Genomic DNA, 24261 nt, shown 5'->3' on the forward strand with positions numbered 1-24261 from the left:
GATTCGGTGAGCGCAGTATCGTGATCGCGCTTCAATCGAACCTGAATTTCTCCGAGTTTTTTACAGGAACTAAACGTTCTGTTTACGGTAGCTGGAGTTCGTTCTAGGCCGGAAGTCACGGGTTTTTTCCGCATTCGAAATCGAAGTGCGCGGCAGTCTTGCTCGCGGCTGAATATTCAAGCGAACACGATCGGCAAGATCGCATTGCGAAGGCCGATGCAGCGCAAGAAGCGGATAGTTGTCACTACCGCTTGCGCCGATGATGGCCCGACTTTTCGCGCAGGGCTGTGTATGAACGCAAACGCAACGAAACCGATCAGTACGCTCACGCCCGCGCAAACACCGTGCGATTCGGTCGTCGAGCGTATCGAAAATTTCGATTGGACCGAGGTCGCCGCGCAACTCGATGCGTCCGGCCGCGCGCTGTTGCCCGCATTGCTGAACGAAGATTCGTGCGCGGCGATCGCGCGGGCTTACCACGACGACGCGCGCTACCGCAGCCGCGTGGTGATGGCGCGGCACGGCTTCGGCCGCGGCGAATACCGTTACTTCCGTTATCCGCTGCCAGATACGGTGCAGACCTTGCGCGAAACCTTGTATCCGCGCCTGGCGCCGATCGCTTCGCGCTGGAATCGGCAGATGGGCGTGCCGGTGGAGTATCCGCGACGGCTGGACGAGTTCCTCGCGCGTTGCCATGACGCCGGCCAGGCCCGGCCGACGCCGCTGCTGTTGCGCTACGGCGAGGGCGACTACAACTGCCTGCACCAGGATTTGTACGGCGAGCATGTGTTCCCGCTGCAGGTCGCGATCCTGCTGTCGCAGCCCGGCCGCGATTTCGACGGCGGCGAGTTCGTGCTGACCGAGCAGCGTCCGCGCATGCAATCGCGCGTGGACGTGGTGCCGCTGCATCAAGGCGACGCGGTGGTGTTCGCCGTGCATCAACGCCCGGTGAGCGGCGTGCGCGGGCATTACCGCGTCAATCTGCGCCACGGCGTCAGCCGCCTGCATGCGGGCCAGCGGCATACGCTCGGCGTGATTTTCCACGACGCCACCTGAGCGCGCGCGCCGGCGCAACGTCGAAGCGCGCGCATCGCGGCCATGGGCTTCGCGCGGCTGGGTTTGATTCAATTTCGCATCGACACGGACTGACCGCCCGCGCGCCGTCGCGGCGTTGGCTATGGAGTCGCGGCCCGACTCGATGGAGTGCGAGCGCGCCGCGAATACCGCGACCGGAGTGCGTCGCGGCGCGCGCATGCCTGCGTCGCGCCGCCGCGTCCGCGCGCCCATGGATGCAAGGTTTATCAAGGAGCACGCACATGGCTTTGCAGGATCAGGCCTACATCCGCCGCGAACTGGATTTCCCCGGCGCGGTGACTCAGGGCGCCGGCGGCGCGGCGGTCAAACGGATCCAGGAATGGCTCGGCTATCACGGCAACGGCACGCCGATCGACAGCAAGTTCGGCCCGGCCACCGATCGCGCGATCCAGGCTTTCGCCACGCGCAAGCAGCTCGCCTACGCCGGCAGCCTGACGCCGGCGGTGTGGGCGGCGCTGACCGAGCCGATGGCGCGCATCGTCGCCTTGCCCGGCGTCGCGCCGGGCAAACCGTATCCGCAATTGGTGCGCTGGTTCGCCGAGCAGCATCTGGCCGCGCATCCGGTCGAACTGGGCGGCGCCAATCGCGGGCCGTGGGTGCGGATGTACATGAAGGGCAGCGAAGGCGAGTCCATGCTGTGGTGCGCCGGCTTCGTCAGCTTCGTGCTGCAGCAGGCGGCGGAGAAGGCCGGACGCAGCGCGCCGATCGCGGGCAGCTTCGGCTGCGACGAACTCGCCCGCCAGGCCAAGGACGCCGGACGCTTCGTGTCCGGCAAGGCGGTGGCCAGCGGCGATCCGGGCTTCGCCGCGCTCGGCGCCTGCGGCATCTTCCTGGTGCGCAAGACCGCCAGCGACTGGGTCCACACCGGCTTCGCCTTCGAGGGCGATACGGAGAGTTTCCTGAGCATCGAAGGCAATACCGACCACAAGGGTTCGGCCAACGGCTTCGAGGTCGCGCGCCGCACCCGCCGCTGTGGCGCCAACGACTTCATCCGTCTGGGCTGAGCCGCGTCGCCGTCTTCCAGCAATGCCCGCTACCGGTGCAAGGCCGGTAGGCGGGCCGTGCGCATTGGTTGAGCCTTGAGATCGCAGCAGGGACGCGCGAGGCGTGCCGCTGGCTGCCCCAGACGAAATCTTGTCTGCGCGTATTGACGCGCCTGAGCACTGGGCCTTACATTGCCAATTCAATGAAATGATATATCGTTACATTTCTCATTTCGGCCGGGGCAAGGATCACAGTGGACACACGCAGTCAGGGGCGCCGCGCACGCGCGGCCGGAACGGAAGCCAGTCAGGACGCGCGGTCGTGCGACGGCGCGTTGCTTCACGGGCGCGAGTCGTCCGGGCGGAATCGGCCCGATCGCGGCTCGCCCTGCGCGGCTCCCTCCGGCAGCCGGCACGGCCTCGCTCTGAGCCGCCTCGGCATGGCCCTGCTGATCGCGCTGTGCGCGGCACCGGCCGCCCACGCCCAACAAACTTCCGCCGAAAGCGCCGGCGGCGCGCCCCTGCCCAAGCTGCTCGACAAGGTCATCGTCGAAGGCGTGGCAACCCAGGAAGCGCCGCTGGACCGGCCCAACGCCACCGCCTCGCGCCTGGGCCTGAGCCCGCGCGAGACCCCGGCGGCGATCGAGGTGCTGAGCCAGGACCAGATCCAGGCGCGCGGCCTGCGCGGCAGCGTCGAGGCGCTCAACGCCGCGCCCGGCGTCCTCGCCGGGCAACTGCCGTCCTCGCCGGGCATGACCTCGATGCGCGGCTTCACCGGCGGCGCCATCGCGCTGCTCTACGACGGCGTGCGCCAGACCGCCGCGCCCTTGATCACGCGCGACTTCGACAGCTGGAGCTTCGAGCGCATCGAAGTGCTCAAGGGCCCGGCCTCGGTGCTGTACGGCGAAGGCGCGCTGGCCGGCGCGATCAATCTGGTGCCCAAGCGGCCGAACTTCGACGGCCGCGCCTTCGAAGCCCTGGCCGGCTGGGGCAGCTTCGGCAGCCAGCGCTACGCGATCGACGCCAACGTGCCGCTCAGCGACGACTTCGCCGTGCGCGCGGTGGTCAGCCGGCGCAGCAGCGACGGTTACGTGGACGGCACCGGCAGCGATTCGACCTCGGCCACGCTGGCCGCGCGCTGGCGTCCCAGCGATACCCTGGACGTCGATATCGCCCTGGATCATTACCAGGACGACTACGACACCGCGTATTGGGGCACGCCGCTCATCCCGGCATCGATCGCGCGCGATCCCAGCGATCTGGTGCGCACCGGCAACGGCCTGGTGCTCGACCGCGCCATCGCCCGGCGCAACTACAACGTCGACAACGGCGTGCAGGATTCGCACAGCGACTGGCTGCGCACACGGGTCAACTGGCAGATCAGCGACGGGCTGCGTTTCGGCAACGAGTTCAGTTACTACGACGCGCATCGACGTTGGTTGAATTCGGAAACGTATACCTACAACGCGCGCAGCGGGCTGCTCGATCGCGGCACTACGCGGATCGAGCACGATCATCAGTTCTGGGTCGAGCGGGCTACGTTATTTTCGGACAGTTCCATCGGGGCTCGGCGTAACCGGGCTTCGGTTGGCGTGGAAATCAGCGACGGCGATTTCATGGTGATGCGCCGCTTCGGCACGACCACGCCGGTCGATCCGTTCGCGCCGCGCCGCGGCAGCGTGTCCTTCGCCGATACCGCGCTGAACTTTCCCGGCGCCGGCAACCGCGTGGATTTCGATTCGAACACGCGAGTGGTGTCGGTGTTCGCCGAAGACGCGCTCAACCTGACCCCGCGCTGGCTGCTGCTGGCGGGCCTGCGCTACGACCGCATCGAGCTTGAGCGCAGCATCCGCGACTACAACACCGGCAGCCGGACCCGGTTCGAACGCAGCTATGAGCCGCTGTCGTGGCGCCTGGGCACGGTGTTCGACCTGGCGCAGAAAACCCAGTTGTACGCGCAGTACAGCGTCGCCGTCGCGCCGGTCGGCAGCCTGCCGCTGCTGTCGCTGGCGAACTCGCGCTTCGAACTGACCCGCGGCCACGCGGCCGATGCCGGCATCAAGAGCAGTGTGTGGAACGACCGCATCGATCTGAGCGCCAGCGCCTACTGGATCGAGCAGGACGACATCGTCACCCGCGATCCGCGCAACGCCAATCTGTCGATCCAGGGCGGCACGCAGTCCTCGCGCGGCATCGAGTTGTCCGCCTCGGCCGCGCTGACCCGCGCGCTGCGCCTGGACGCGAGCGTGGCCGCGCTGGACGCGCGCTTCGACCGTCTGCGCGAAGCCGGCGGCGTCGACCGCGCCGGCAACGTACCGCCGAACGTGCCCGAGCGCATCGCCAACCTCTACGCCAGTTATCGCTTCGACCCGGTGCCGGTCACCGTCGGCGCCGGCGCGCGCTACGTCGGCGCGTACTACACCAACAACGCCAACAGCATCCGCGTGGACAGCCACACGGTGTGGGACGCGTCGATCGCCTACCGGCTGCCGTTCGGCGAGATCGCGTTGTACGGACGCAACCTGGGCGATGCGTTCTACGCCGACTGGTCCGGCGGCGCGGCCGATCAACTGGTGATCGGCGCGCCGCGCAGCGTCGAGCTGACTTTCAAGGTGAACCTATGAGCTTGTTGCAGACCCGCACCGACGCGCTGCGCCTGGACGCCGTGCGCAAGGATTTCGGCGACCGCCATGCGCTGGACGAACTGTCGATCGCGATCGCGCCCGGCGAGGTCTACGCGTTGCTCGGCCCGAACGGCGCCGGCAAGACCACGACCTTGAACCTGATCCTGGGATTCCTGCAGCCCGAGGCCGGCCGCATCGAAGTCGCCGGGATCGACGTGGGCCGCGATCCCCTGGCCGCGCGCGCCAAGATCGCCTATCTGCCGGAAACGGTGATGCTGCATCCCAGCCTGAGCGCGATCGAGAACCTCACCTACTTCGCCTTGCTCGGCGGGCGCCGGATCGACGCGGCGCAGGCGCGCGATCTGCTCGCCGAGGCCGGCTTGCAGCCCGAAGCGCATGCGCGCCGCGCCGCCGGCTTCTCCAAGGGCATGCGGCAGAAAGTCGGGCTGGCGATCGCGCTGGCCAAGAACGCGCAACTGCTGCTGCTCGACGAACCGACCTCGGGGCTGGATGCCAGCGCGGCCAACGATCTCTCGCAAGGCGTGCGCGCCGCCGCCCAGCGCGGCATCGCGGTGTTGATGGCGACGCACGATCTGTACCGGGTCAAGGACGTGGCCCATCGCCTCGGCATTCTGCGCGCGGGGCGATTGCTCGCGCAGCGCCGCACCGCGGAACTGTCCGCGGCGCAGATCGAGGCGCTGTATCTGGAATTGCTCGCCAGCCAAGACACGGCCGCGGCATGAGCGCATCGCTGACCGGTTTCGAATGGACCTTGCTGCGCCGCGACCGCCGCGCGTGGTGGGCGCTGCTGTGCCTGGGCGCGCTGGTGTTGATCGCCTTCGCGGTGGATCTGGCGACGATCGTCGATGCCAACGCGGCCAAGGCCGACATCGCCCGCGCCGAACGCGCGCGCTGGCTGGGGCAGGGCGAGAAAGATCCGCATTCGGCCGCGCACTACAGCATTTTCGCCTTCAAGCCGACTTCGCCGCTGGCGGCGCTGGACCTGGGCGTGGAGCCCTTCGTCGGCCAGACCGTGTGGCTGGAAGCGCACGTGCAGAACGACATGCTGTACCGGCCGCAGGGCGAGGCTTCGGCGCTGCAGCGCGCCGGCTTGAGCAGCCCGGCCAGTGTGTTGATCGGCTTCGCGCCGCTGGTGGCGTTCCTGCTGGCGTTCACCGCGGTGGCGATGGACCGCGAACGCGGCACCTTGCGATTGGCTTTGGGCGCGGCGCTGCGACCGCGCGCGATCGTCGCCAGCAAGGCGGCCGCGATCTGGATGGCCTTGGTCTGGGTGTTGGTGGTGCCGGTGACCGCGTGTGCTGCGATCGCCACCGCCGCGCTCGGCGCGCTGGACGCGACCGCGGCCTTGCGCCTGGTGCTGTGGGCGGCGGCGATGGCGGTGTACCTGGGCGTGCTGACCGCGCTCGGCCTGGCCGTATCGATGCTCGCCGGCAGCGTGCGCGGCGCGCTGGCGGTTTTGTTCGGCCTGTGGATCGCCTTCGGCCTGGCGCTGCCGCGCTGGGCCAACAGCGCGGTGGAAAGCGCGCAGCCGCTGCCGTCCACGCAGACGGTCAAGCAGCAGTTGCTGGACGAGGCGCCGTCGTACTGGACCGCCGAGGACGCGAAGAAACATCAGGCCGTGCTGCTGGCCAAATACGGCGCCAAGGACCCGGCGGATCTGCGCGTGGACCTGCGTGGCGCCGAGCTGGATCTGAGCGAACGCCATTCGCACGAAGTGTTCGACCGCGTGCTCGGTGGTTTCTACGACCGCGTCGTCGCGCAGGATCGCGCCTACGCCATGCTCGGCTGGTTGTCGCCGACCGCGGCCATGCAGAGCCTGTCGCCGATGCTGGCCGGCAGCGACTTCGTCCATCACCGCCGCTTCATCGACGGCGCCGAGCGCTACCGGCGCGCGCTGGTCAATCGCATGAATCAGGACGTGATGGCGCACCCGACCGGCGAGGGCGGCGCCAAGCACACCAACGATGCGTCGCTGTGGGCGCAGATTCCCGAATTCCACCACCCCGCGCCGTCGCTGAGCGCGAACTGGCGCCACGCCGCGCCGGCCGCGGCCGCGCTGCTGGCCTGGTCGCTGGCGGCCCTGGCCTTGCTGGCGTTGGCGGCACGGAGGCTGCGTCCATGAGCGCGATCGCATTGGAAACACCGCAAATCGCCGCGCCCGCGCGCGTCGGCTTCGCCACCCTGCTGGCCTGGGAGCTGCGTCACGTCGGCCGCAGCCGGCTGTTGTGGACGGTGATCGGCCTGCTGGCCGCGGCGATGCTGTGGGGCGCGCACAGCGGCGCGGCGCTGCATCGCGCCCAGGACGCGGCGATCGAACGCAGCCGCGCCAGCGAGGCGCAGTGGATGCGGCAGATCCGCGAACGCGCGCAGCGCTACGCCGAGCCGGCGCCGGCTTCGGTGCCGTACTGGCAGGACCCGACCGACATCGCCGGCTTCAGTCGCTATTTTCTGCGCGCGCACAGCTACAAGCCGAACCTGCCGCTGTCGCCGCTGGCGGTGGGCGGCAGCGACCTGATGCCGAGTCGTCTGCCGGTGAAACTGGAAACGCCGTTCGGCGTCGAGCCGGCCTACGATTTCGAGAATCCGCGCGGGCTCGGCCTGGGCCGGTTCGACCTGGGTTTCGTGCTGGTGTATCTGCTGCCGATCGCGGTGATCGTGTTGATCGGCCTGCTGTCCACCTTCGAACGCGATCACGGCATGTTGCGCCTGATCGCCGCGCAGCGGGTCGGCCCGCGCGCGTGGCTGGGCGCGCGCGTGGCGGCGATCACCGCCTGGCTGATGCCGGCGACGCTGGCGCTGCTGTGCCTGTCGTTGTCGATCGCCGGCGCGAATCTGTCCGCGGCGATACCCGAACTGTTCGCGTCGGCGGCTCTGGTGGTGGCCTACCTGTCGTTCTGGGCCGCGCTGGGCTTCGTCGTGGTGTCCGCGTGGCCCGGCGCCGCCGGCGCGATCAGTCTGATGAGCGCGTTGTGGGCCTTGCTCGCGATCGGCCTGCCCTTGCTCGGCAGCGCGCTGTCGCAGCGGGTCGGCGATGCGCCCACGTCGGTGGCCTACGTCGACGCGCAGCGCCGCACCAACGACGCCATCGCCGCCGAGCGCGATGCGATCGTCGGCGCGATGTTCCGCGCCCGCGCCGATCTGGCGCCGGCCATCGGCAAGGTCGCCAGCATCGACTACGCCACCCGCATGAGTTTCCTCGCGCCGGAAACCGAGCGGCGACTGCAACCCTTGCAGCGTCGCCAGGAGCGCGCGCGCGATCTGCGCGAAACGGTATCGGAGTGGGCCGGCTATCTGTCGCCGCCGCTGGGCATGGAGCAGGCGCTGTCGCTGCTGGCCGGCACCGACGCGCCGCGCCAGCGCCGATTCGAGCATCAGACCCGGGTCTATCAGCTGCGTTTGCGCGAATGGTTCTATCCACGCATCCAGCGCCAGATCGCCGCGCCGACACCGCGGCCGGTCGCGAACAGCTACGGGCGGATGAACTTCGACGAATACGCGGACATCCCCGTGTACACCGGCGCCGAGCTGCCGCCGCTGGCGCGCGCGGCCGGTGTCGCGCCGATGACGGCATGGCTGTTGCTGTTGGCCGCCGGCTTGTGCGCGTTCGCGCTGCACCGCCTGCGCCGCTGGCCGACGGAGCTTTGAGCGATGAAACGCGCGAGCCTCGCATGGACCCTGGGCTGCGGCCTGGCCGCCTTCGCCGCCGCCGCCGATGCGCAGCGCGCCGGCGACAACGCCGTGACCGCGGCCGAGGACGCGTTCGGCGCGACCTTGGGCAATGAAACCATCGGCCTGTACAGCAGCAAGCAAGTACGCGGCTTCTCGCCGGTGGACGCCGGCAATGTGCGCATGGACGGCATCTACTTCGATCGCCAGGGCACGGTGCCGCCGGCCCTGGTCGAAGGCTCGACCATCCGCGTCGGCCTGTCGGCGCTGAATTATCCGTTCCCGGCGCCGACCGGCATCGTCGATTACCGCCTGAAGAAAGCCGGCGACGAGCGCGTGCTGAGCCTGCTCGGCGCGATCAACGCCTACGGCGCGCCGGCCTTGGAGTTCGACGCCAAGCTGCCGATCGTGGACGGCCGCTTCGGCATCGCCGCCAACATCGCCGTGGCGCGCGAGGAGTATTACGACGGCGCCGACGCGCGCTATGTCCGCGCCGGATTCGTGCCGCGCTGGCGGCCGACGGAGAACATCGAGATCCTGCCGTTCTGGAGCATCTCGCGCGGCCGCGACGAAGAAGTCGCGCCGACCATCATCACCGCCGGGCCGTACCGGCCGCCCCGAATCCAGCGTCGCCGTCATTTCGGCCAGGCGTGGTCGGACAACGAATACGACAGCCGCAACTACGGCGTGCTCGGCAAGGCCCGGCTGGGCGGCGACTGGGCGCTGGCCGGCGGCGTGTTCCGTTCGATCAACAACCAGCCCAGCGGTTTCGCCGAGTTGTTCACCGACACCCGCGCGGACGGCATGACGCGGGAGAAAGTCATCGCCGATCCGCGCCAGCGCTACGCCTCCACCAGCGGCGAGCTGCGGCTGAGCCGCAGCTTCCGCGAAGGCCCGCGCCTGCATGTGCTGCAAGTGGCCGTGCGCGGACGCGGGCTGGACAGCGAGTACGGCGGTTCGGCGGCGGCGATCGATTACGGCTGGCGGCCTCTGGGCGAACCGCGGCCGGTGCCGCCGCCGTCGTCGTTCGACTTCGGCCCGCGCACCCGCGATCACGTCGAGCAATGGACCGGCGGCCTGGCGTATGAAGGGCGCTGGCGCGATGTCGGCGAGCTGAGCCTGGGCATCCAGCGCAGCCGCTATCGCAAGCACGTGGACCAACCGGGCCTGGCGCGCACGAGCAGTCGCGACGATCCGTGGCTGCCCAACGCCACCGCCTCGGTGTATCTGAGCAAGACGCTGGCGCTGTACGCCGGCCACACCCGCGGGCTGGAGGAAACCGGGATCGCGCCGGACGATGCCGCCAACCGCAATCAGGCGCTGCCGGCGATCCGCACCCGCCAGACCGATGCCGGCGTGCGCTGGTCGCTGAGCCAGGACCTGAAACTGGTCGCCGGCGCTTTCGACGTGCGCAAGCCGTACTTCACCACCGACGAGCGCAACGTCTATGGCGCGATCGGCGAAGTGCGCCATCGCGGCGTCGAACTGAGCCTGAGCGGCAAGCCGGCCGAGCACTGGAGCCTGGTCGCCGGCGCGGTGCTGATGCATCCGCGGGTCAGCGGCGAAGCGGTGCAGCTGGGCCGCGTCGGCGATCGCCCGATCGGCCAGACCGAGCGCGTATTGCGCAGCGATGTCGAATACCGGCCGCCGCTGCTGCCGGGCTGGTCGTTCGATGTGTCGATGAGCCATTACGGCGAACGCGTCGCCTCGCGCGACGGCTTCAACCGCGTTCCGGCCTACACGCTGGTGGATGTCGGCGCGCGCTATCGCTTCAAGCTCGGCGCCGCGCCGGCGACCTTGCGCCTGCTGGTGGCCAACGCCGGCGACACGTTTACCTGGAACATCTACGGCAACAACAGTTTCGGCCTGACCGATGGGCGGCGCTACGTGGCGCAGCTCGCGGTGGATTTCGACGGCTGAGTCCGAAGCGCAACGGGGAGACGCGGCCATGCTGCGGCAGGATCGAATGGGGATTTCGAATCACAGTGCGGCGCCCGCGGCGCAGGACGCGTTGTTCCCGGCCGCGCGATCGGCGCGCGCGCGCACGGTGTACAGCGGCGTGTGTCACGGGACCTTGGGCGAGTTGTGGCAAGGCCCGTACGAACAGGACGGCGAACTGCATATCGGCCTGATCTCGCTGCCGGTGCGCAAGTACAGCTGGATGCACTATCTGCCCGGTGAGGACGGCGAGGACGGCGCCGATCTGGCCGGCAAGGACAAATGCCGGCGCGCGATCGGCTTGTATCTGCAGCATCACGGCAAGAGCCTGCCGCCGGGGCGCTGGAGCCACGATTCCGAATTGCCGCTGGGCAAGGGCATGGCCAGTTCCACCGCCGATCTGGTCGCGACCATCCGCTGCCTGGACCGCATCTTCGGCCTCGACACGCCGGTGCCGGCGGTGGCCGATCTGCTGCGCGGCATCGAGCGCTCCGATAGCGTGTTCCTGGACCGCTACGCGTTGTACCTCAGCGGCCGCCAGCAGATCGTGCGCAGCTTCGACAGCTCGCCGCGCCTGCACGCCTGCTACATCGACGAAGGCGGCACGGTGGAGACCGAGAAGCTCGCCGATCCGCTGCTGCGCCACTACCAGCGCCACCTGCCGTCGTACCGGCACGGTCTGCAGCAGGCCATCGAGGCCTTCGACGGCGGCGACGCGGCGGCGATCTGCGAATGCGCCACGCACAGCGCGCAACTGGCGCAGTGGGTGACGCCGAAGCCGCATTTCGAAACACTGGCGCAGCACCGGCGCGAACTCGGCGCCGACGGCATCGTCGTCGCCCACACCGGCAGCCTGCTCGGCTATCTGTTCGTGTCGCGTCCGGACGCGGCGCGCATGAGCGAGCTGTCGTCCTTCTTCCGCGGGCTGGGTCGCCAGTGCCGCTTCGCCGAGACGGGGTTGTGATGGCGCGCGCGACGAGTCTGCATACGCATATCGCCGATGCGATCAAGGCGCCCGATCTGGTGCGCCTGGGCGAGAACCTGTTCGTCGCCCGCTTCGAAACCATGAAGGTGTACTCGACCCTGGTCGCGGTCGAGCGCCTGCTCGCAAGCGGCCGCATCCGCGCGGGCGCGACGCTGATGGACAGCTCCAGCGGCATCTACGCCTACGCGCTGGCGCTGGCCTGCCACAAGTTCGGATTGCGCTGCCACATCGTCGGTTCCAAGACGGTGGACAAGACCTTGATGGTGCAGCTGCGGATTCTCGGCGCGACCATCGAGCAGGTCGAGCCGCAGGCCACCTTGAAGATGGACCAGAGCCTGCGCGTGGCGCGCATCCGCGAACTGCTCGCGGCCGATCCGGACGTGCACTGGATGCAGCAGTACCACGACGATATCCACTATCACGGTTACCAGCCGGTGGCCGACTTGATCCGCGACGCGGTCGGCGCGGGCCCGTTGAGCGTGGTCGGCGGCGTCGGCTCGGGTTGCTCCACCGGCGGGCTGGCCTGCGCCCTGCGCGAAGACGATGCGTCGCTGCAGCTGATCGGCGTGCAGCCCTTCGGCAGCATGACCTTCGGCTGCGAACACATCGAAGACCCCGGCATCATCATCGCCGGCATCGGCAGCTCGATTCCGTTCCGCAACGTGCGCCACGCTCTGTACGACCAGGTGCACTGGGTCAGCTTCGACTACGGCCTGTCCGGTTCGGTGGCGCTGCTGCGCGAGCACGCGGTGTTCGCCGGCCTGTCCACCGGCTGCTGCTATCTGGTCGCGCAACGCGAAGCGCGCCTGCATCCCGAGCGCAAGGTGATCTTCCTCGCCGCCGACACCGGCCATCGCTACGTCGAGGGCGTGTTCGCCCATTACGAGCAAGCGCTGGACCCGCGCGCGCTGCATCCCACGCCGATCGCGTCGCTCGACGAACTGACCTTGCCGTGGTCGGCGATGGCCTGGAATCGCGCCGGCTTCGATCCCGCTCCCGATACCGCCGCCACGCGCGCGCCGCACGGCGCGGCGGTCGCGGCGCACTGAACTTCGCACTCCTGAGGATTTTCCCATGGCGCATCTGTTGATGATCGAAAGCTGGGTCGGCGGCACCGGCCGCATCTTCCCGCCCGCGATCGCCCGGCTCGGGCACCGCTACACCTTCGTCACCCGCAATCGCGGCCATTACCAGGACCCGCGTTCGCGCGAGATCCACCCGGTGATCGAGCATGCCGATCACGTGCTGAGCTTCGACACCAACGAGGTTCCGGCGTTGATCGACTTCCTGCGCGCGCAGCACGCGCTGCTGAAGTTCGATGGCGTGGTGACGATCTGCGACTACTACATCGGCACCGTCGCCGAAGTCGCGCAGGCCCTGGATCTTCCGCAGGCGTTCTCGGCCAACGTGGTGATGGAACGGCGCAAGGATCAGGTGCGCGAGGCGATCGAACGCGCCGGCCTGCCCAACCCGAAATTCGCCGTGACTTCCGGCTGGGACGACACCCGCGCGCAGGCGGCGCGGATCGGCTATCCGCTGATCGCCAAGCCCACCGATCTGGCGTCCAGCGCTTTCGTGCGGCTGGTGCACGACGAAGAAGAACTGTGCGCCGCCTTCGACGCGCTGGAACAATTCCCGCGCAACTTCCGCGAGCAGGAACGGGTGCCGCTGCTGTTGCTGGAGGAGTACATGCGCGGCGAAGAGGTCAGCGTCGAGGCCTGCACCTATCGCGGCCGGACCACGATCATCGGCATCACCGACAAGAGCGTGACCGGGTTTCCGTACTTCATCGAAGACGGGCATATGTTCCCGGCCAGACTAGACGATGGCGTCGCCGCGCAGATCGAAGCCTTGGTGCGCGGCGCCCTGGACGCGGTCGGCCACGATCACGGCATCAGCCACACCGAGGTCAAGCTGACCGCCGACGGGCCGCGCATCGTCGAAATCAATCCGCGCCCGGGCGGCAACTACATCGCCGAACTGATCCAGCGGGTGACCGGTATCGACCTGCTCGACGCGCAGATCGAACTCGCCCTGGGTCGTGAACCGGACCTGCGCCGCCGCGACACCGGCGTGGCCAGCGCGGCGATCAAATTCCTGGTACCGCCGCGCGCCGGCCATGTCGTGGCGATGGAAGGCGCGCAGACCCTGGAGAGCGATCCGAACATCGAACGCTGGATCATGGCCGCGGTCGCCGGCACCGACGTCGCCGCGCCGATCGACAACGCCTGCTACATCGGCCACGTCATCGCCAGCGATGGCGAAGGCCAACAGGCGCGCGCATATGCCGAACGCGCACTGGCGCGAGTAACCCTGACCTACGCCGAAGCCCCCGCCATCTCCAGCGCCGCCTGACCCTCCACCCCCCTCCGCAATGCTTTTCCCCCCTTTGAAAAAGGGGGGGCAGGGGGGATTCGCTCTTGCTCCCCCAGCACCAAACCACCGAGACCCACGCCATGCCCTCCACCCCCCCCACCAGCGTCGCCGACCTCACCGCCGCCGTCCTTCGCGGCGACTACGGCCCCGATCCCGAGAGCCTGCACGCCGTCGGCGCCTTCTGGGTCCGGCAAAGCACCCAGTTCCCCGGCACCGACACCAAGTACCGCAACTACTACCTGGTGCTGCGGGTGGAATCGGGCTTCGGCGGCTGCTGCGTCGAGCGCGACCAACTCGACTCGGTGATCGCGGAAGAACTCTCCGGCAGCAGCGTCGCCCAGCTGCTGCGCGACGAACGCACGCCGGTGCGCATCGCCGCGCTCGACGCCTACCTGTCGCTGACCCGCCCGCATCGAGACGCCGCGCAGGCGCAGGTGTTCATGCTCCCGCATGGCACCCCGCTGCAGCGCGCGAAGGCGCGCGATCAGGCCATCGCCGGCTTGCTGGACATCGCTCCGGGCATGCGCGTGGGCCTGATCGGCGTGGTCAATCCGCTGGTGGACGCGATCCGCGCGCGCGGCGGCATCTGCCTGCCCTGCGACTTCAACCTGCAGCGCACCGCCGACGGCACCGAAGTCGCGCGCGACATGGCGCCGGTGTTGGCCCAGGCCGATCTGGTCATCGCCACTGGCATGACCCTGAGCAACGGCTCGTTCGACGAGATCCTCGCCGCGGTGCGCCTGCGCGGCATCGGGTTGATCGTCTACGCGCAGACCGGCAGCGCGATCGTGCCGCAGTTCCTGGGCCACGGCGTGGCCGCGGTGTCGGCCGAACCGTTTCCGTTCTCGCAGTTCAGCGCCGATCCCACGCCGATCCATCTGTATCGCGATGCCGGCGCCGACGCGCGCGCGGCGGCCTGAGCCGATCCGATGTCGATCGGGCAGGCGCGCGCAGACACGCAACTGAGCGAAGCCGAGCGCCGGCGCGGGCTCAACGGTCTGCTGGTCTACACCTTCTTCATGGTGACCGGCTTCGCCATGCTGATGCCGCTGGTCGCGGTGCACTACGTCAACGATGTCGGTCTGGCCGCGGCCGCGGTCGGCCTCGCGCTGGCGGTGCGGCAGTTGACCCAGCAAGGCCTCGCCTTGCTCGGCGGCGTGCTTTCGGATCGCTTCGGGGCGCGGCGGATGATCTGCCTGGGCGTGTTGCTGCGCGCGGCCGGTTTCGCCAGCCTCGCCTTCGCCGCCGATCTGCCCTTGCTGCTGGCGGCGATGGTGTTGTCGGCGCTGGGCGGGGCGATGTTCGAAGCGCCGTATCAGGCCTCGATCGCCGCGCTCACCGACGAAGGCAGCCGACCGCGTTATTACGCGATCAGCAACTGGGTCAGCGGCGTGGCCACGACCCTGGGCCCGCTGCTCGGCGTGGCCCTGCTGCATTTCGATTTCCGCATCGTGTGTTTGACCGCGGCGGCGTGCTTCGCGCTGAACTTCCTGATCACGCTGCGCCTGTTGCCGCGGGTCGAGATGCCGCCGCAACCGCCGCCGCTGCGTCACGGTCTGGATCTGGTCCGCGGCAATCGGCCGTTCGTGCGCCTGGTCGCGTTGATGATGCTGTACTGGTTCGTCGCCGTGCAGATCAACATCAGCTTCCCGCTGTTGGCGCAGCGCCTGACCGGCAGCGTCGATAGCGTCGGCGCGATGTTCGCGCTCAGCGCCGGCCTCACGGTGGCCTTGCAGTACGGCCTGGTGCGCTGGCTGGAAAAACGCCTGAGCAGCGCGCAGGTGCTGGTGCTGGGTGTGACGGTGATGTCGCTGGCCGCGGGCGCGATCGGCTTCGTCTCGGAGTTCGCCGGCTTCCTGGTTTGCGTCGCGGGCTTCTCGATCGGCGCGTTGATGACGCGGCCGACGCAACAAACCTTGATCGCCGGTCTCGCCGATCCGCGCGCGCTCGGTACCTTTCTCGGCGTGAGTTCGTTGAGCCTCGCCGTCGGTGGCGGCATCGGCAATGTCGCCGGCGGCTGGCTGATCGATCTGTCCGCGGCGCGGGAATGGCCTTGGTTGCCGTGGTCGGTGTTCTGCCTCGTCGGCCTGCTCAGCGCCGCGGGTCTGCATTGGGCCACTCGTACGCGCGGGCGCATCGAGGCCGCTGCCGCGCACTCCTGATCTCTTCCCCGTTGCTTTAGTTGCCCTCTCCTGGACTCCGGCAAGGGAGAGGGTTTTTTTTGCCAACGGCTTGCGCAATGTCTGTCGTAAACCAGCACGTCATTCCAGAAAGCCGGCCCCGCCTTACTTCGGCTGAGTCGATCATCCGGAGCCTTTGACGAGACTCCCCCAGAACGTCATTCCCGCGTTCGCGGGAATGACGAAAAAAAACGCAAGCCCTCGATCTCGAAACCATCGCGTCGCCGCGCCTACTCCGGAATCGCCGGCAACTCATCGCAGCACCGCTTGAGGAACTCACGCAGGCGCTGCACGAGCGGACTCAGCAAGCGGCGGTCGGGACAGACCAGATTCAAGGGCGCCTCTTCGCCGCGCCAGTCGCCGCACAGCACCTGCAACCGGCCGCCGCGCACTTCCTGCGAAACGTCGATCCAGGACTTGTACGCGATGCCATGCCCGGCCAGCGCCCATTGCTTGACCGCGTGGCCGTCGTCGGCGACGCGGTCGCCCTGCACGCGGATAGTGCGGTCGTCCTCGCCGCGGCGCAGGCGCCAGCGATCGTGGATTTCGCCGCGGATCATCTGCCGCAGGCAATTGTGCTCGACCAATCGGTCCGGATGCTCCGGCGCGCCGTGGCGCGCGAGGTACTGCGGCGAGGCGCACAGCACGCGGCGGTTGTGCGGTCGCAGCGGCAACGCGATCAGGCTCGAATCCGGCGGCGGCCCGTAGCGCAGCGCGACATCCACCGGCTGCCGGTAGACGTCGGCGAAATAGTCCGACAGGTTCGCGCGCAATTGCACGTGCGGATGTTCGGCGATGAAGCGGTCCAGCCACGGCAGGATCAGGCTGCGGCCCAGGTCGGACGGCATCGACAATTGCAGTTGACCGCGCAGGTCGGCCTTGTCGCCGTGCAGCGCCTGTTCGGCGTCGTCGATGGCGCGCAGCGCCTCGCGCGCATGGGCCAGGAACCGCTCGCCTTCCACCGTCAGGCGCAGGCTGCGCGTGGAGCGCACGAACAACTGTGCGTGCAGTTCCGCCTCCAGCCGCTTGACCGTGGCGCTGGCCGCGGCCGGACTGATGTCCAGCGCCCTCGCCGCGGCCGACAGACTGCCGGCATCGGCCGCGCGCACGAACACAGTGAGGTCGGCGAAGGCCTTCATTTTCAAAATCCGGGCGAAACAGAACCGGCTTATGCCGGGTTTTTCCAGGTCGCGCAAGCGCCCAATCTGTATCCATCGCCTCGCTGGAACCGTCTCATGGCAACCGTTACCGCTCATGCCGTCGATCGCGCTGTGGCGCCGATGTGGCATTTCGATCACCTCAATCTGCAAGGCCCACCGGACTCGACGCTGATGCGTTTGTTCGGCGAGGTGATGGGACTGCGACGGCGCTATCGGCCGCCGTTCCGGGTGCCAGGCCAGTGGCTGTATCGCGGCGACGACGCATGGCTGCATCTGGTACAGCCGCCCGGCACGCGGGATGGGCCACTGCGATTGGGCCACATCGCCTTTCGCACCGATGCGCCCGCCGTGTGCGTGCTCGACCGGCTGCACGCCGCCGACCTGGCGTTCGAGATCGAGGTCGTGCCCGAGACCGGCTGCGTGCAGTTCTTCGTTTCTCTGCCCGGCGGCCTGGTGATCGAACTCGACGCGCCGGCCTAGTTCATCCGGGCCGGCGTCGCCGGCCCGTTCGATTCGCACTTCTCTCTCTCACAGGATGCACATCGCAATGAAAACTCCGACTCTGTTGTCGCTCGCCGCCGCGCTGTCATGGGCGTGCGCGGCCTTCTCCGCGCACGCCGCAGATTCTTCCGTTGTCGCCGGCACGCAGCCGAAGCTGGAAGTGGTTGCCGCGTCCGACACGCGTCCGGGCAACGTCGCCGTCTCGGCCAAGGGACGCGTGTTCGCCACCTTCCACGCGCTGGGCAATCCGAAGGTGCAACTCGGCGAGGTCAAGGACGGCCGCATCGTGCCGTATCCGAATCTGTCCTTGCAGAAGAACGGCGCCGCGCCGACGGACGCGACCTTCGACGCCATGCTCGGCCTGAGCGTGGACCGGCGCGACCGGCTGTGGGTGATCGACATGGGCCTCAACCTCGGCAAGACCCGCTTGTGGGCCTTCGATCTGCGCAAGAACGCGGTGATCGAAAAGATCGAGCTGCCCGCCGACGTCGCGCCCAAGGGCAGCTTCGTGCAGGACTTCGTCATCGACGAAAAACGCGGCTGGGCCTATCTGGCCGACATCGCCGACCCGGGCCTCATCGCGCTGAACCTGAAGACCGGAAAGGCGCGCCGGTTCGGCGGCCATGCCTCGCTGCAGGCGCAGGACATCGACATGGTGATCGACGGCCGCGTGATCCAGTTCAACGGCAAGCCGGCGCGCGTGGCGATCGATCCGATCACCTTGTCGGCTGATCGCGACACCCTGTATTTCGGCGCGATGAACGGCACCACCTGGTACCAACTGCCGACGCGATTGCTGCGCGAGGGCGCCGACGACGCCGCTATCGGCGCGGCGATCAAGCCCGCCGGCAAGAAACCGATCAGCGACGGCGCCCTGACCGATGCGGCCGGCGCGCATTACTTCACCGACGTGCAGGCGCACGCGATCGTCCGCGTCGACCGCGATGGCGTCGAGCATTCGCTGATCCGCGACTCGCGCCTGCAATGGCCGGACAACATCAGCTTCGGCCCGCGCGGCTGGATCTACGTCTCGGCCAATCAGCTCGACACCACGCCGAGCTTTACCGGCGGCGCCGACGAGGGCAAGCCGCCGTATTACCTGTATCGGTTTATGCCTCGCTGAGTGATGGGATCAGAGCCGACGCAGCAGCGCACTGCGAACGCTTTGCCCATCACCTTGGGTTGCCCTCTCCCGAAAGCCCGTAAGGGAGGGGGTTCTTTTCAGTGCATTTCGAGTGGTCAGGCGCGCATCACGTAGTGAGACCTCGACTATCAATACGGATTTAACGCATGCCCCATGCACCCAAAGTATCGGAGCTTTGCGCCATGTGATCGGAATTCCCATAATCGAACCGAGCGGAAAGGAGTGATGCATGGCCACTGTCCATCAAACGATGATCCAATCGGTTGGGCCGAAGTACCGTGACAGCCATATCGAGTCATGGAGTTATTACCGCCATCCCATCGATCAGGCCGAGGGCCGGGCTGCGGGTAATTCGCATGTCTGGAGCGATGCCAGCCCCGAAGTGCAGTCGCAGTCCATCGATGCGTTGATCGCCGCGTCCGAAGATGATGTTCAGGACACAAAGCAGTGGCGGGTGCGGCTGACCATCCACTTATCGAACTGGGCTGGGCCGTTCAAACGACTGGAGCCCCCTCTGGCCGCTCGCATTCAAAGATAGAAAAGCAACACGATTGTGGCGCCTCCGAGCGATACTCACCGCTCATGGAGAACACAACCGACAAGGAACTCTTGAAATGCCTTTTGTAAACGAATTTATTCCCGCCCTAGATGTCGAGAAGTACGGGGTCAAGGCCATCGACGAGAAATTCGTCGTTGGCGGGACCAGCGCACGTCAATGGACGGCCAATCGGCAGGAGGACATCTTTCTACGAAATGTTGCGCGAGGTGGCGGTGCCGAGTCTGAAATACGTAATCAGACTATATGGACGCTGCACTGGCACGGCGATCTTTTGATGCTTCGCCTCGACCTGCTTGACGCGACTGGCAGTCCTGGTGAGCCAGGCTGGTCGCATTGGAAATTGATTTGGCTCAATGGCAGCAATGGATTGCCTGAACACTTACGTCAATACAAAAACCAGATCATTGAGGATCTGAAAACCGCCCTGGCAGCATATCAGGGGGCTGGCGCCTACTCCGCCGCCTACTCCGACTACAGCATCACCCTGGAGATTGGGGAGGAATGCATGCTATGACGAGGCCGCTCACTGCTGAGGTGGCGGCCGAGCTATTACATAGCAACCCGAATGAATACCTGGCACCGGAGAAGCTGCGCGCACTCGCAGCACAGGTGGATGCCCACAGCTCTGGCCGACTCACGGTGCTCTGCAGCGGCAAAACTGCTGAAGGGTTTTGGCCGGCCGATGTAATCAATTCAATGATCGACGGAGACATAGAAAGCCAACACGACTGTGGTGTGCCTATGAGCGATACTCAGCGCTCATGGAGAACGCAACCGATAAGGAGCGCTTGAATGCCTTTTGTAAACGAATTCATTCCTGCCGAAGATATCGAGAAATACCGCCTCAAAGCGATCAACGCGAAATTTGTGGTTGGTGGAACCAATGCGCGCGATTGGACAGTAGATCGCGACCGAGATATCTATCTGCGCAATGTCGCGATGGGCGCTGGGGCCGAGCCGGAACTCCGCAATCAGACTACCTGGACGTTTTATTGGCATGGCGAATTGCTGACTCTTCGCCTTGACCTACTTGATGCCACTGGTGGACCGGGCGAGCCCGGCTGGTCGTTCTGGAAATTGGTTTGGCTCAATGGCAGCAACGGATTGCCCAAGCACTTGAAAGAATTAGAAACTCAGATTATTGAAGACCTGAAAGCCGCTCTGACGGTATATCAAGGGGCTGGCGTCTACTCCGCTAACTACGCCACGTACAGCATCACCTTGGAGATTGGAGAGGAGTGCGTGCTGTGACAACGCCGCTCACTGCTGACGAGGCGGCCGAGCTGCTACAGAACAACCCGAACTCGTTTTCAACCCCGGAGCAGTTGCGTGCCCTGGTGGCGCAGGTAGATGCCGACAGTTCGGGGCGCTTGACAGTACTCTACAGTGGCGCAACCGCCAAAGGCGTTTGGTCCAGCGACGTAATCAAGGCGATGGTTGAAGCTGGCGAAGATGTTCGTACTATTGACACAAGCCAAGCGGCGAAATTCCTGAAATCTCGTGATTTCTATGCCGCGCTGGCGAAATCCTATGACTTACCAGATTTTCGCACCCTCGTTGACGGGACGTACCGGGGCCCCGCCAGCGACTGGTTATATCACCCCACTGAAGGCCCCTGGGCGGACGCATCTGCACGGTTTGCGGATAAAACAGTCGGTGAAGTACGCGCGATCGTAAGCGACGCGCAACCTAACCGGGTTTTCGGCGCCATCGAGATGCCGCATGTACTCGCCAATCAGAACGTCACCACCGTGGAGGGCATTCCGCGCGAAGTGCTGGTAGCGCGTCAATCCACTCATGGAGACCAAGCCGCGTTCGAAATGGTCGTTGCACGGGCACGCGAGAACGTTGGCCGGCTGCGGGTGGCGGTGGATGACGCCGGCATGCCGCTGCGGATAGATGGTGGCCCGATCCAGCTGGATAGCCGAGCTTATTTCGCCGGAACGCAGATCGAAGGAAAGGTGCCGACGTTTACCGCGGCCACCCGTCCTCTGGCCGACACCATGAACCCGCCGACCGAATATGTGCAGGCAGGACAACGACATCTTGGCGACTGGCAAGCGCAGGTCGCGCAGAGTGAGCGTGCGATGGAAGCTGCGCGGACGGCCCCGATTAGGCGCATGGGCGCCGCTATTGGTCTTGGCGTCGCCGCCAGCGCCTATGACGCCGTACAGACGGGTTCTCGCGTAGGTGCTCTGCTATCTCAGGACAATCCGCTTGCGGCGCAATCCGCGCTCACACATTACGCGGCGCGCGGCACCGGTGGCTGGATTGGCGGCGCCGCCACCGGCTTGGCCGTGGGTTGGGAAACCGGGCCCGCGGTAATCGGCTTCGTCGCGGTGGGGGCGATCGCGGGCAGCCATGTTGGCGAGAACATCGCCAAATGGTGGGACAACAAACAGATCTACGAGCAAGAGGACAAACAGCACGTCGAATGGGAATTCAACGGTCGCCAGTGGGTCCGCGAAGAGAAGGGCGATCTGATCGATGACGGCTTCAATGTGCCGACCAAACAGTCGTTCTCCGCTCTGCCGGATAAGGCGCGCGAGCTCAATTACTATGCGAGCAACGCTGCGACGGAGCTCGCCCTCGGCAATGTCGAGCCACCGCGCGATCCCTACAACCTCCCGGCCAACGATAAAGATTCGAAGAGCCTCGGCGATGCGGATTGGAAGCGCAACGCCGAGACCGGCGACTGGCAGCGCGAAACGATCATTGCCAGGACGGATCGTGGCCATCCGCTGACCCGCACGGACACGGCGTCGCCAGCGCGCGCTGCGGAACTGGAACGTGATGCCGAGCAGGTGATCAAGGCCAACATTGCCGGTGGCCCGGCCCCCATCGCCGCGCGGTATGAGCTTGCATACAAAGCCTATGGGTGGGAATCCTTCGGTGAAGTACCGAATGCGGTCAATACTGCCCTGGCTAATGGCGATCGACTTGCCGCGTCTAACCAAGAGATCTATCGACGCGGTTCCGACGGCCAATGGAGAACTGATAGTGGCGATCTGGCACAAGGCAACACTGTCCGAGAACTCGACGGCACGCGCGGACAATTGCAGCCGGCGTTGGCCCAGCACGCCGAGCAATTGGCAGCAGCGCCTGCTTGGAAGCCGCCCACTCGCGATGATTTAGACCGAATCAATCTGCGGTCGGCGTATGAGGCTGTCGGTGTTGCACCGAATCCGGACCGGTTCGACGCGGCCTTGGAAGCCATCCAACGCACCCGCGACGCGCAAGGCATCGATCCGAACCTGACTTCCCTCTATGTGGAGCGGAACGACACGGGAAGATACGATGCCCACAGTCCGATCGTTCACCTTGCCCGAGATGCGCAGGGCGTCCATGTCGCCGCAGTGACCAGCGCGCAGGAAATCGAACTTGCACTGGTTGACCAGCGGGGCTTGAAGTCGCCGGTACCGGATATGCCTGAACTTCGGATAGCGGCATTGTCGCCACAGCAGCGCGACGCCCAGGAACAAATCATCCGCGAGGCGAACCGGCAAGGCGTATCGAACGACGAAGTGCAGCAGGTCGCGGTTGCCGCAGCGGCGGCGCCGATATATGCGGACGGTACGCCTCCGGTCCTCGAAGCCGAGGCCATCCGTGTAGTGACGGACCCAGAGCCGCCTTCAATTCCGAAGGCTGTTGAGTCCGCACCTTCGCTGCCCCAATCGCCGGTAGCGGTGGCCGAGGTGGCCGAGCCCGAACCGCAGCCGCCGATTCCCAAGGTCGCTTCACAGGCCCCTGTCGAGCCGGAAAAGCCCGAGGTCTTGGCCACCAAACCGCCGAGCCTGGACGCCGCCGCGCCGCCGCCCGCGACCGCGCCGGACGTGCGTGTGGAGGCGCCTGTGCCGCCCGCGCCGCAAATCGCCTCACCCGCGGCGGCGGATACTGTCCACGCGCCAAACGACGGCACACTCCGCCGCGGCGACACAGGACAAGAGGTCGAGCTGCTGCAGTTCCGCTTGCAACGCATCGGCTATCGCGGTCCCGAGGAAGCGCCGATTCCGGAGCGCGGACACTTCGACGCCGCGACCGAGCATGCCGTTCGCCAGTTGCAACGCGATCATGGGTTACCCGACACAGGGCTTGTTGACCCGGATACTGTCCAGGCGCTCGCTGTTGCGCAGCAAGCGAAGATCGAGTCGCAGAAGACCGCAAAAGCCGATGTTGAGCCTTCTACTCTCGAACAGAGGTCGGCGCAAGCCGAGCCGGCGCTCGCAGCGCGCGACGAGCGCAGAGTCGCGCCAGCCACTGAAGCGCTGAGTACGCCGTCGCCCGACGCCCGTGCGAATGAAGCTGCGGCTGATCGAGTCGAGCCTTCAACAGCACCTGACGAAACGCATTCCAATACGCGTGGACCGCAGTACGCACCGAGCGAGGAAGCCGCGGATAAGACCGCGCCCGAACGGGCTGCAGAGACTGCGGACCTTTCACGCCTGTCCCCTGCGGATCAGAAGATGTTCGCGAAGATCCGCGGAAACGTATCGGCCGATGTGCCGGACGAAACCGTGGCGGCGGCAATGCTTGCGGCCAAACGCAACGGTATAGCGGACGCGGAGAGCATCGGGCCGGTCGGTGTCGCCAACGGGAAGCTGTGGGTAGGCGCACACACGCCTGGATTCCATACCGGGGTCTCTGCCACCGGCCCGGCCCCATCGATGCAGGACACCTTGCGCGAGACGCAGTCGTTCAATCAGCAACTGGCGCAGGAGGCCCCACAGCGTGGGCCGGACGACCCTAGTCAGGGTCCGCGAAGATAGGCGAGAGAGATCAAGGTGATCAGCGCGCCATACATGGCCTGTTTGCTCGCCGATCAACGCGCCGGCCCGTATGTAGTCGGCGTCGGTGGCCTACTCGCGGACGTGATGAGGGCGCTCAAGGGGACGCACTTCAACGCGCATGCGCTGCCGGCGACCTTGGCTTGATCGCCTGGTTAGCGTGGTTCGAACGGGTGGAAACGTATTCCGCCGCGCGTACGCATGCGGCCAAAATCCGGCGTTGGCCCCATCGCTGGCAGGGCCGC

The 24261-nt window shown here is 66.7% G+C and carries 19 protein-coding genes; 18 read left to right on the top strand and 1 reads right to left on the bottom strand.

Going from position 1 to position 24261, the window contains the following annotated elements; genetic code table 11:
• Positions 1–291: 291 nt before the first annotated feature.
• From J7J50_RS01050 to J7J50_RS01105, 12 genes are all read left to right on the top strand, one after another.
• Positions 292–1056, top strand: coding sequence for a 2OG-Fe(II) oxygenase (locus tag J7J50_RS01050; protein WP_215057608.1), 765 nt, complete (start codon positions 292–294; stop codon positions 1054–1056).
• Positions 1057–1316: 260 nt separating this feature from the next.
• Positions 1317–2099 (top strand): peptidoglycan-binding protein, encoded by a 783-nt coding sequence (locus tag J7J50_RS01055; protein ID WP_215057607.1) that lies wholly within the window; start codon positions 1317–1319, stop codon positions 2097–2099.
• 419 nt (positions 2100–2518) lie between these two features.
• Complete coding sequence (locus J7J50_RS01060) at positions 2519–4702, top strand: TonB-dependent siderophore receptor (RefSeq protein ID WP_215057606.1); 2184 nt, start codon at positions 2519–2521, stop codon at positions 4700–4702.
• The gene (locus J7J50_RS01065) at positions 4699–5445 is read left to right on the top strand and encodes an ABC transporter ATP-binding protein (RefSeq protein WP_215057605.1); all 747 of its coding nucleotides are present in this window, start codon (positions 4699–4701) and stop codon (positions 5443–5445) included. The genes J7J50_RS01060 and J7J50_RS01065 overlap by 4 nt, the downstream gene beginning before the upstream one ends.
• Positions 5442–6845, top strand: coding sequence for a DUF3526 domain-containing protein (locus tag J7J50_RS01070; protein WP_215057604.1), 1404 nt, complete (start codon positions 5442–5444; stop codon positions 6843–6845). The genes J7J50_RS01065 and J7J50_RS01070 overlap by 4 nt, the downstream gene beginning before the upstream one ends.
• Positions 6842–8368: a DUF3526 domain-containing protein gene (locus J7J50_RS01075; protein WP_215057603.1), complete on the top strand. Its 1527-nt coding sequence runs from the start codon at positions 6842–6844 to the stop codon at positions 8366–8368. The genes J7J50_RS01070 and J7J50_RS01075 overlap by 4 nt, the downstream gene beginning before the upstream one ends.
• A 3-nt stretch (positions 8369–8371) precedes the next feature.
• A complete protein-coding gene (locus J7J50_RS01080; RefSeq protein WP_215057602.1) occupies positions 8372–10309 on the top strand; it encodes a TonB-dependent receptor in 1938 nt (645 codons plus the stop codon).
• A gap of 46 nt (positions 10310–10355) precedes the next feature.
• Positions 10356–11291, top strand: coding sequence for a hypothetical protein (locus J7J50_RS01085; RefSeq protein ID WP_215057601.1), 936 nt, complete (start codon positions 10356–10358; stop codon positions 11289–11291).
• Positions 11291–12361, top strand: a complete 1071-nt coding sequence (locus J7J50_RS01090; RefSeq protein ID WP_215057600.1) for a pyridoxal-phosphate dependent enzyme — start codon at positions 11291–11293, stop codon at positions 12359–12361. The genes J7J50_RS01085 and J7J50_RS01090 overlap by 1 nt, the downstream gene beginning before the upstream one ends.
• Positions 12362–12386: 25 nt before the next feature.
• A complete protein-coding gene (locus J7J50_RS01095) occupies positions 12387–13667 on the top strand; it encodes an ATP-grasp domain-containing protein (protein WP_215057599.1) in 1281 nt (426 codons plus the stop codon).
• 101 nt (positions 13668–13768) lie between these two features.
• Entirely contained in the window at positions 13769–14608 is an 840-nt protein-coding gene (locus J7J50_RS01100; RefSeq protein WP_215057598.1) for a DUF364 domain-containing protein, read from the top strand.
• Between the two features lie 9 nt (positions 14609–14617).
• Positions 14618–15850 (top strand): MFS transporter, encoded by a 1233-nt coding sequence (locus tag J7J50_RS01105; protein WP_215057597.1) that lies wholly within the window; start codon positions 14618–14620, stop codon positions 15848–15850.
• A 248-nt stretch (positions 15851–16098) separates the two neighbouring features.
• Here J7J50_RS01105 and J7J50_RS01110 read toward each other — a convergent pair whose 3' ends face one another.
• The gene (locus J7J50_RS01110) at positions 16099–17007 is read right to left on the bottom strand and encodes a LysR family transcriptional regulator (RefSeq protein WP_251044379.1); all 909 of its coding nucleotides are present in this window, start codon (positions 17005–17007) and stop codon (positions 16099–16101) included.
• A 96-nt stretch (positions 17008–17103) separates the two neighbouring features.
• Here J7J50_RS01110 and J7J50_RS01115 point away from each other — a divergent pair, with 96 nt between their 5' ends.
• From J7J50_RS01115 to J7J50_RS25220, 6 genes are all read left to right on the top strand, one after another.
• Positions 17104–17508, top strand: a complete 405-nt coding sequence (locus J7J50_RS01115) for a hypothetical protein (RefSeq protein WP_215057595.1) — start codon at positions 17104–17106, stop codon at positions 17506–17508.
• A 67-nt stretch (positions 17509–17575) separates the two neighbouring features.
• The gene (locus J7J50_RS01120; protein ID WP_215057594.1) at positions 17576–18652 is read left to right on the top strand and encodes an L-dopachrome tautomerase-related protein; all 1077 of its coding nucleotides are present in this window, start codon (positions 17576–17578) and stop codon (positions 18650–18652) included.
• A gap of 250 nt (positions 18653–18902) precedes the next feature.
• Entirely contained in the window at positions 18903–19211 is a 309-nt protein-coding gene (locus J7J50_RS01125) for a hypothetical protein (protein WP_215057593.1), read from the top strand.
• 76 nt (positions 19212–19287) lie between these two features.
• Positions 19288–19746 carry a hypothetical protein gene (locus J7J50_RS01130; RefSeq protein ID WP_215057592.1) on the top strand — a complete coding sequence of 153 codons (459 nt, stop codon included), beginning with the start codon at positions 19288–19290 and terminating at the stop codon, positions 19744–19746.
• A 278-nt stretch (positions 19747–20024) separates the two neighbouring features.
• On the top strand, positions 20025–20483 hold the full coding sequence (locus J7J50_RS01135; protein WP_215057591.1) for a hypothetical protein: 459 nt from the start codon (positions 20025–20027) through the stop codon (positions 20481–20483).
• Complete coding sequence (locus tag J7J50_RS25220) at positions 20480–23998, top strand: peptidoglycan-binding domain-containing protein (protein ID WP_215057590.1); 3519 nt, start codon at positions 20480–20482, stop codon at positions 23996–23998. Before J7J50_RS01135 ends, J7J50_RS25220 begins: the two co-directional genes overlap by 4 nt.
• Positions 23999–24261 lie beyond the last annotated feature (263 nt).

The sequence above is a fragment of the Lysobacter sp. ISL-50 genome (assembly GCF_018612875.1).
Classification (GTDB): Bacteria; Pseudomonadota; Gammaproteobacteria; order Xanthomonadales; family Xanthomonadaceae; genus Lysobacter.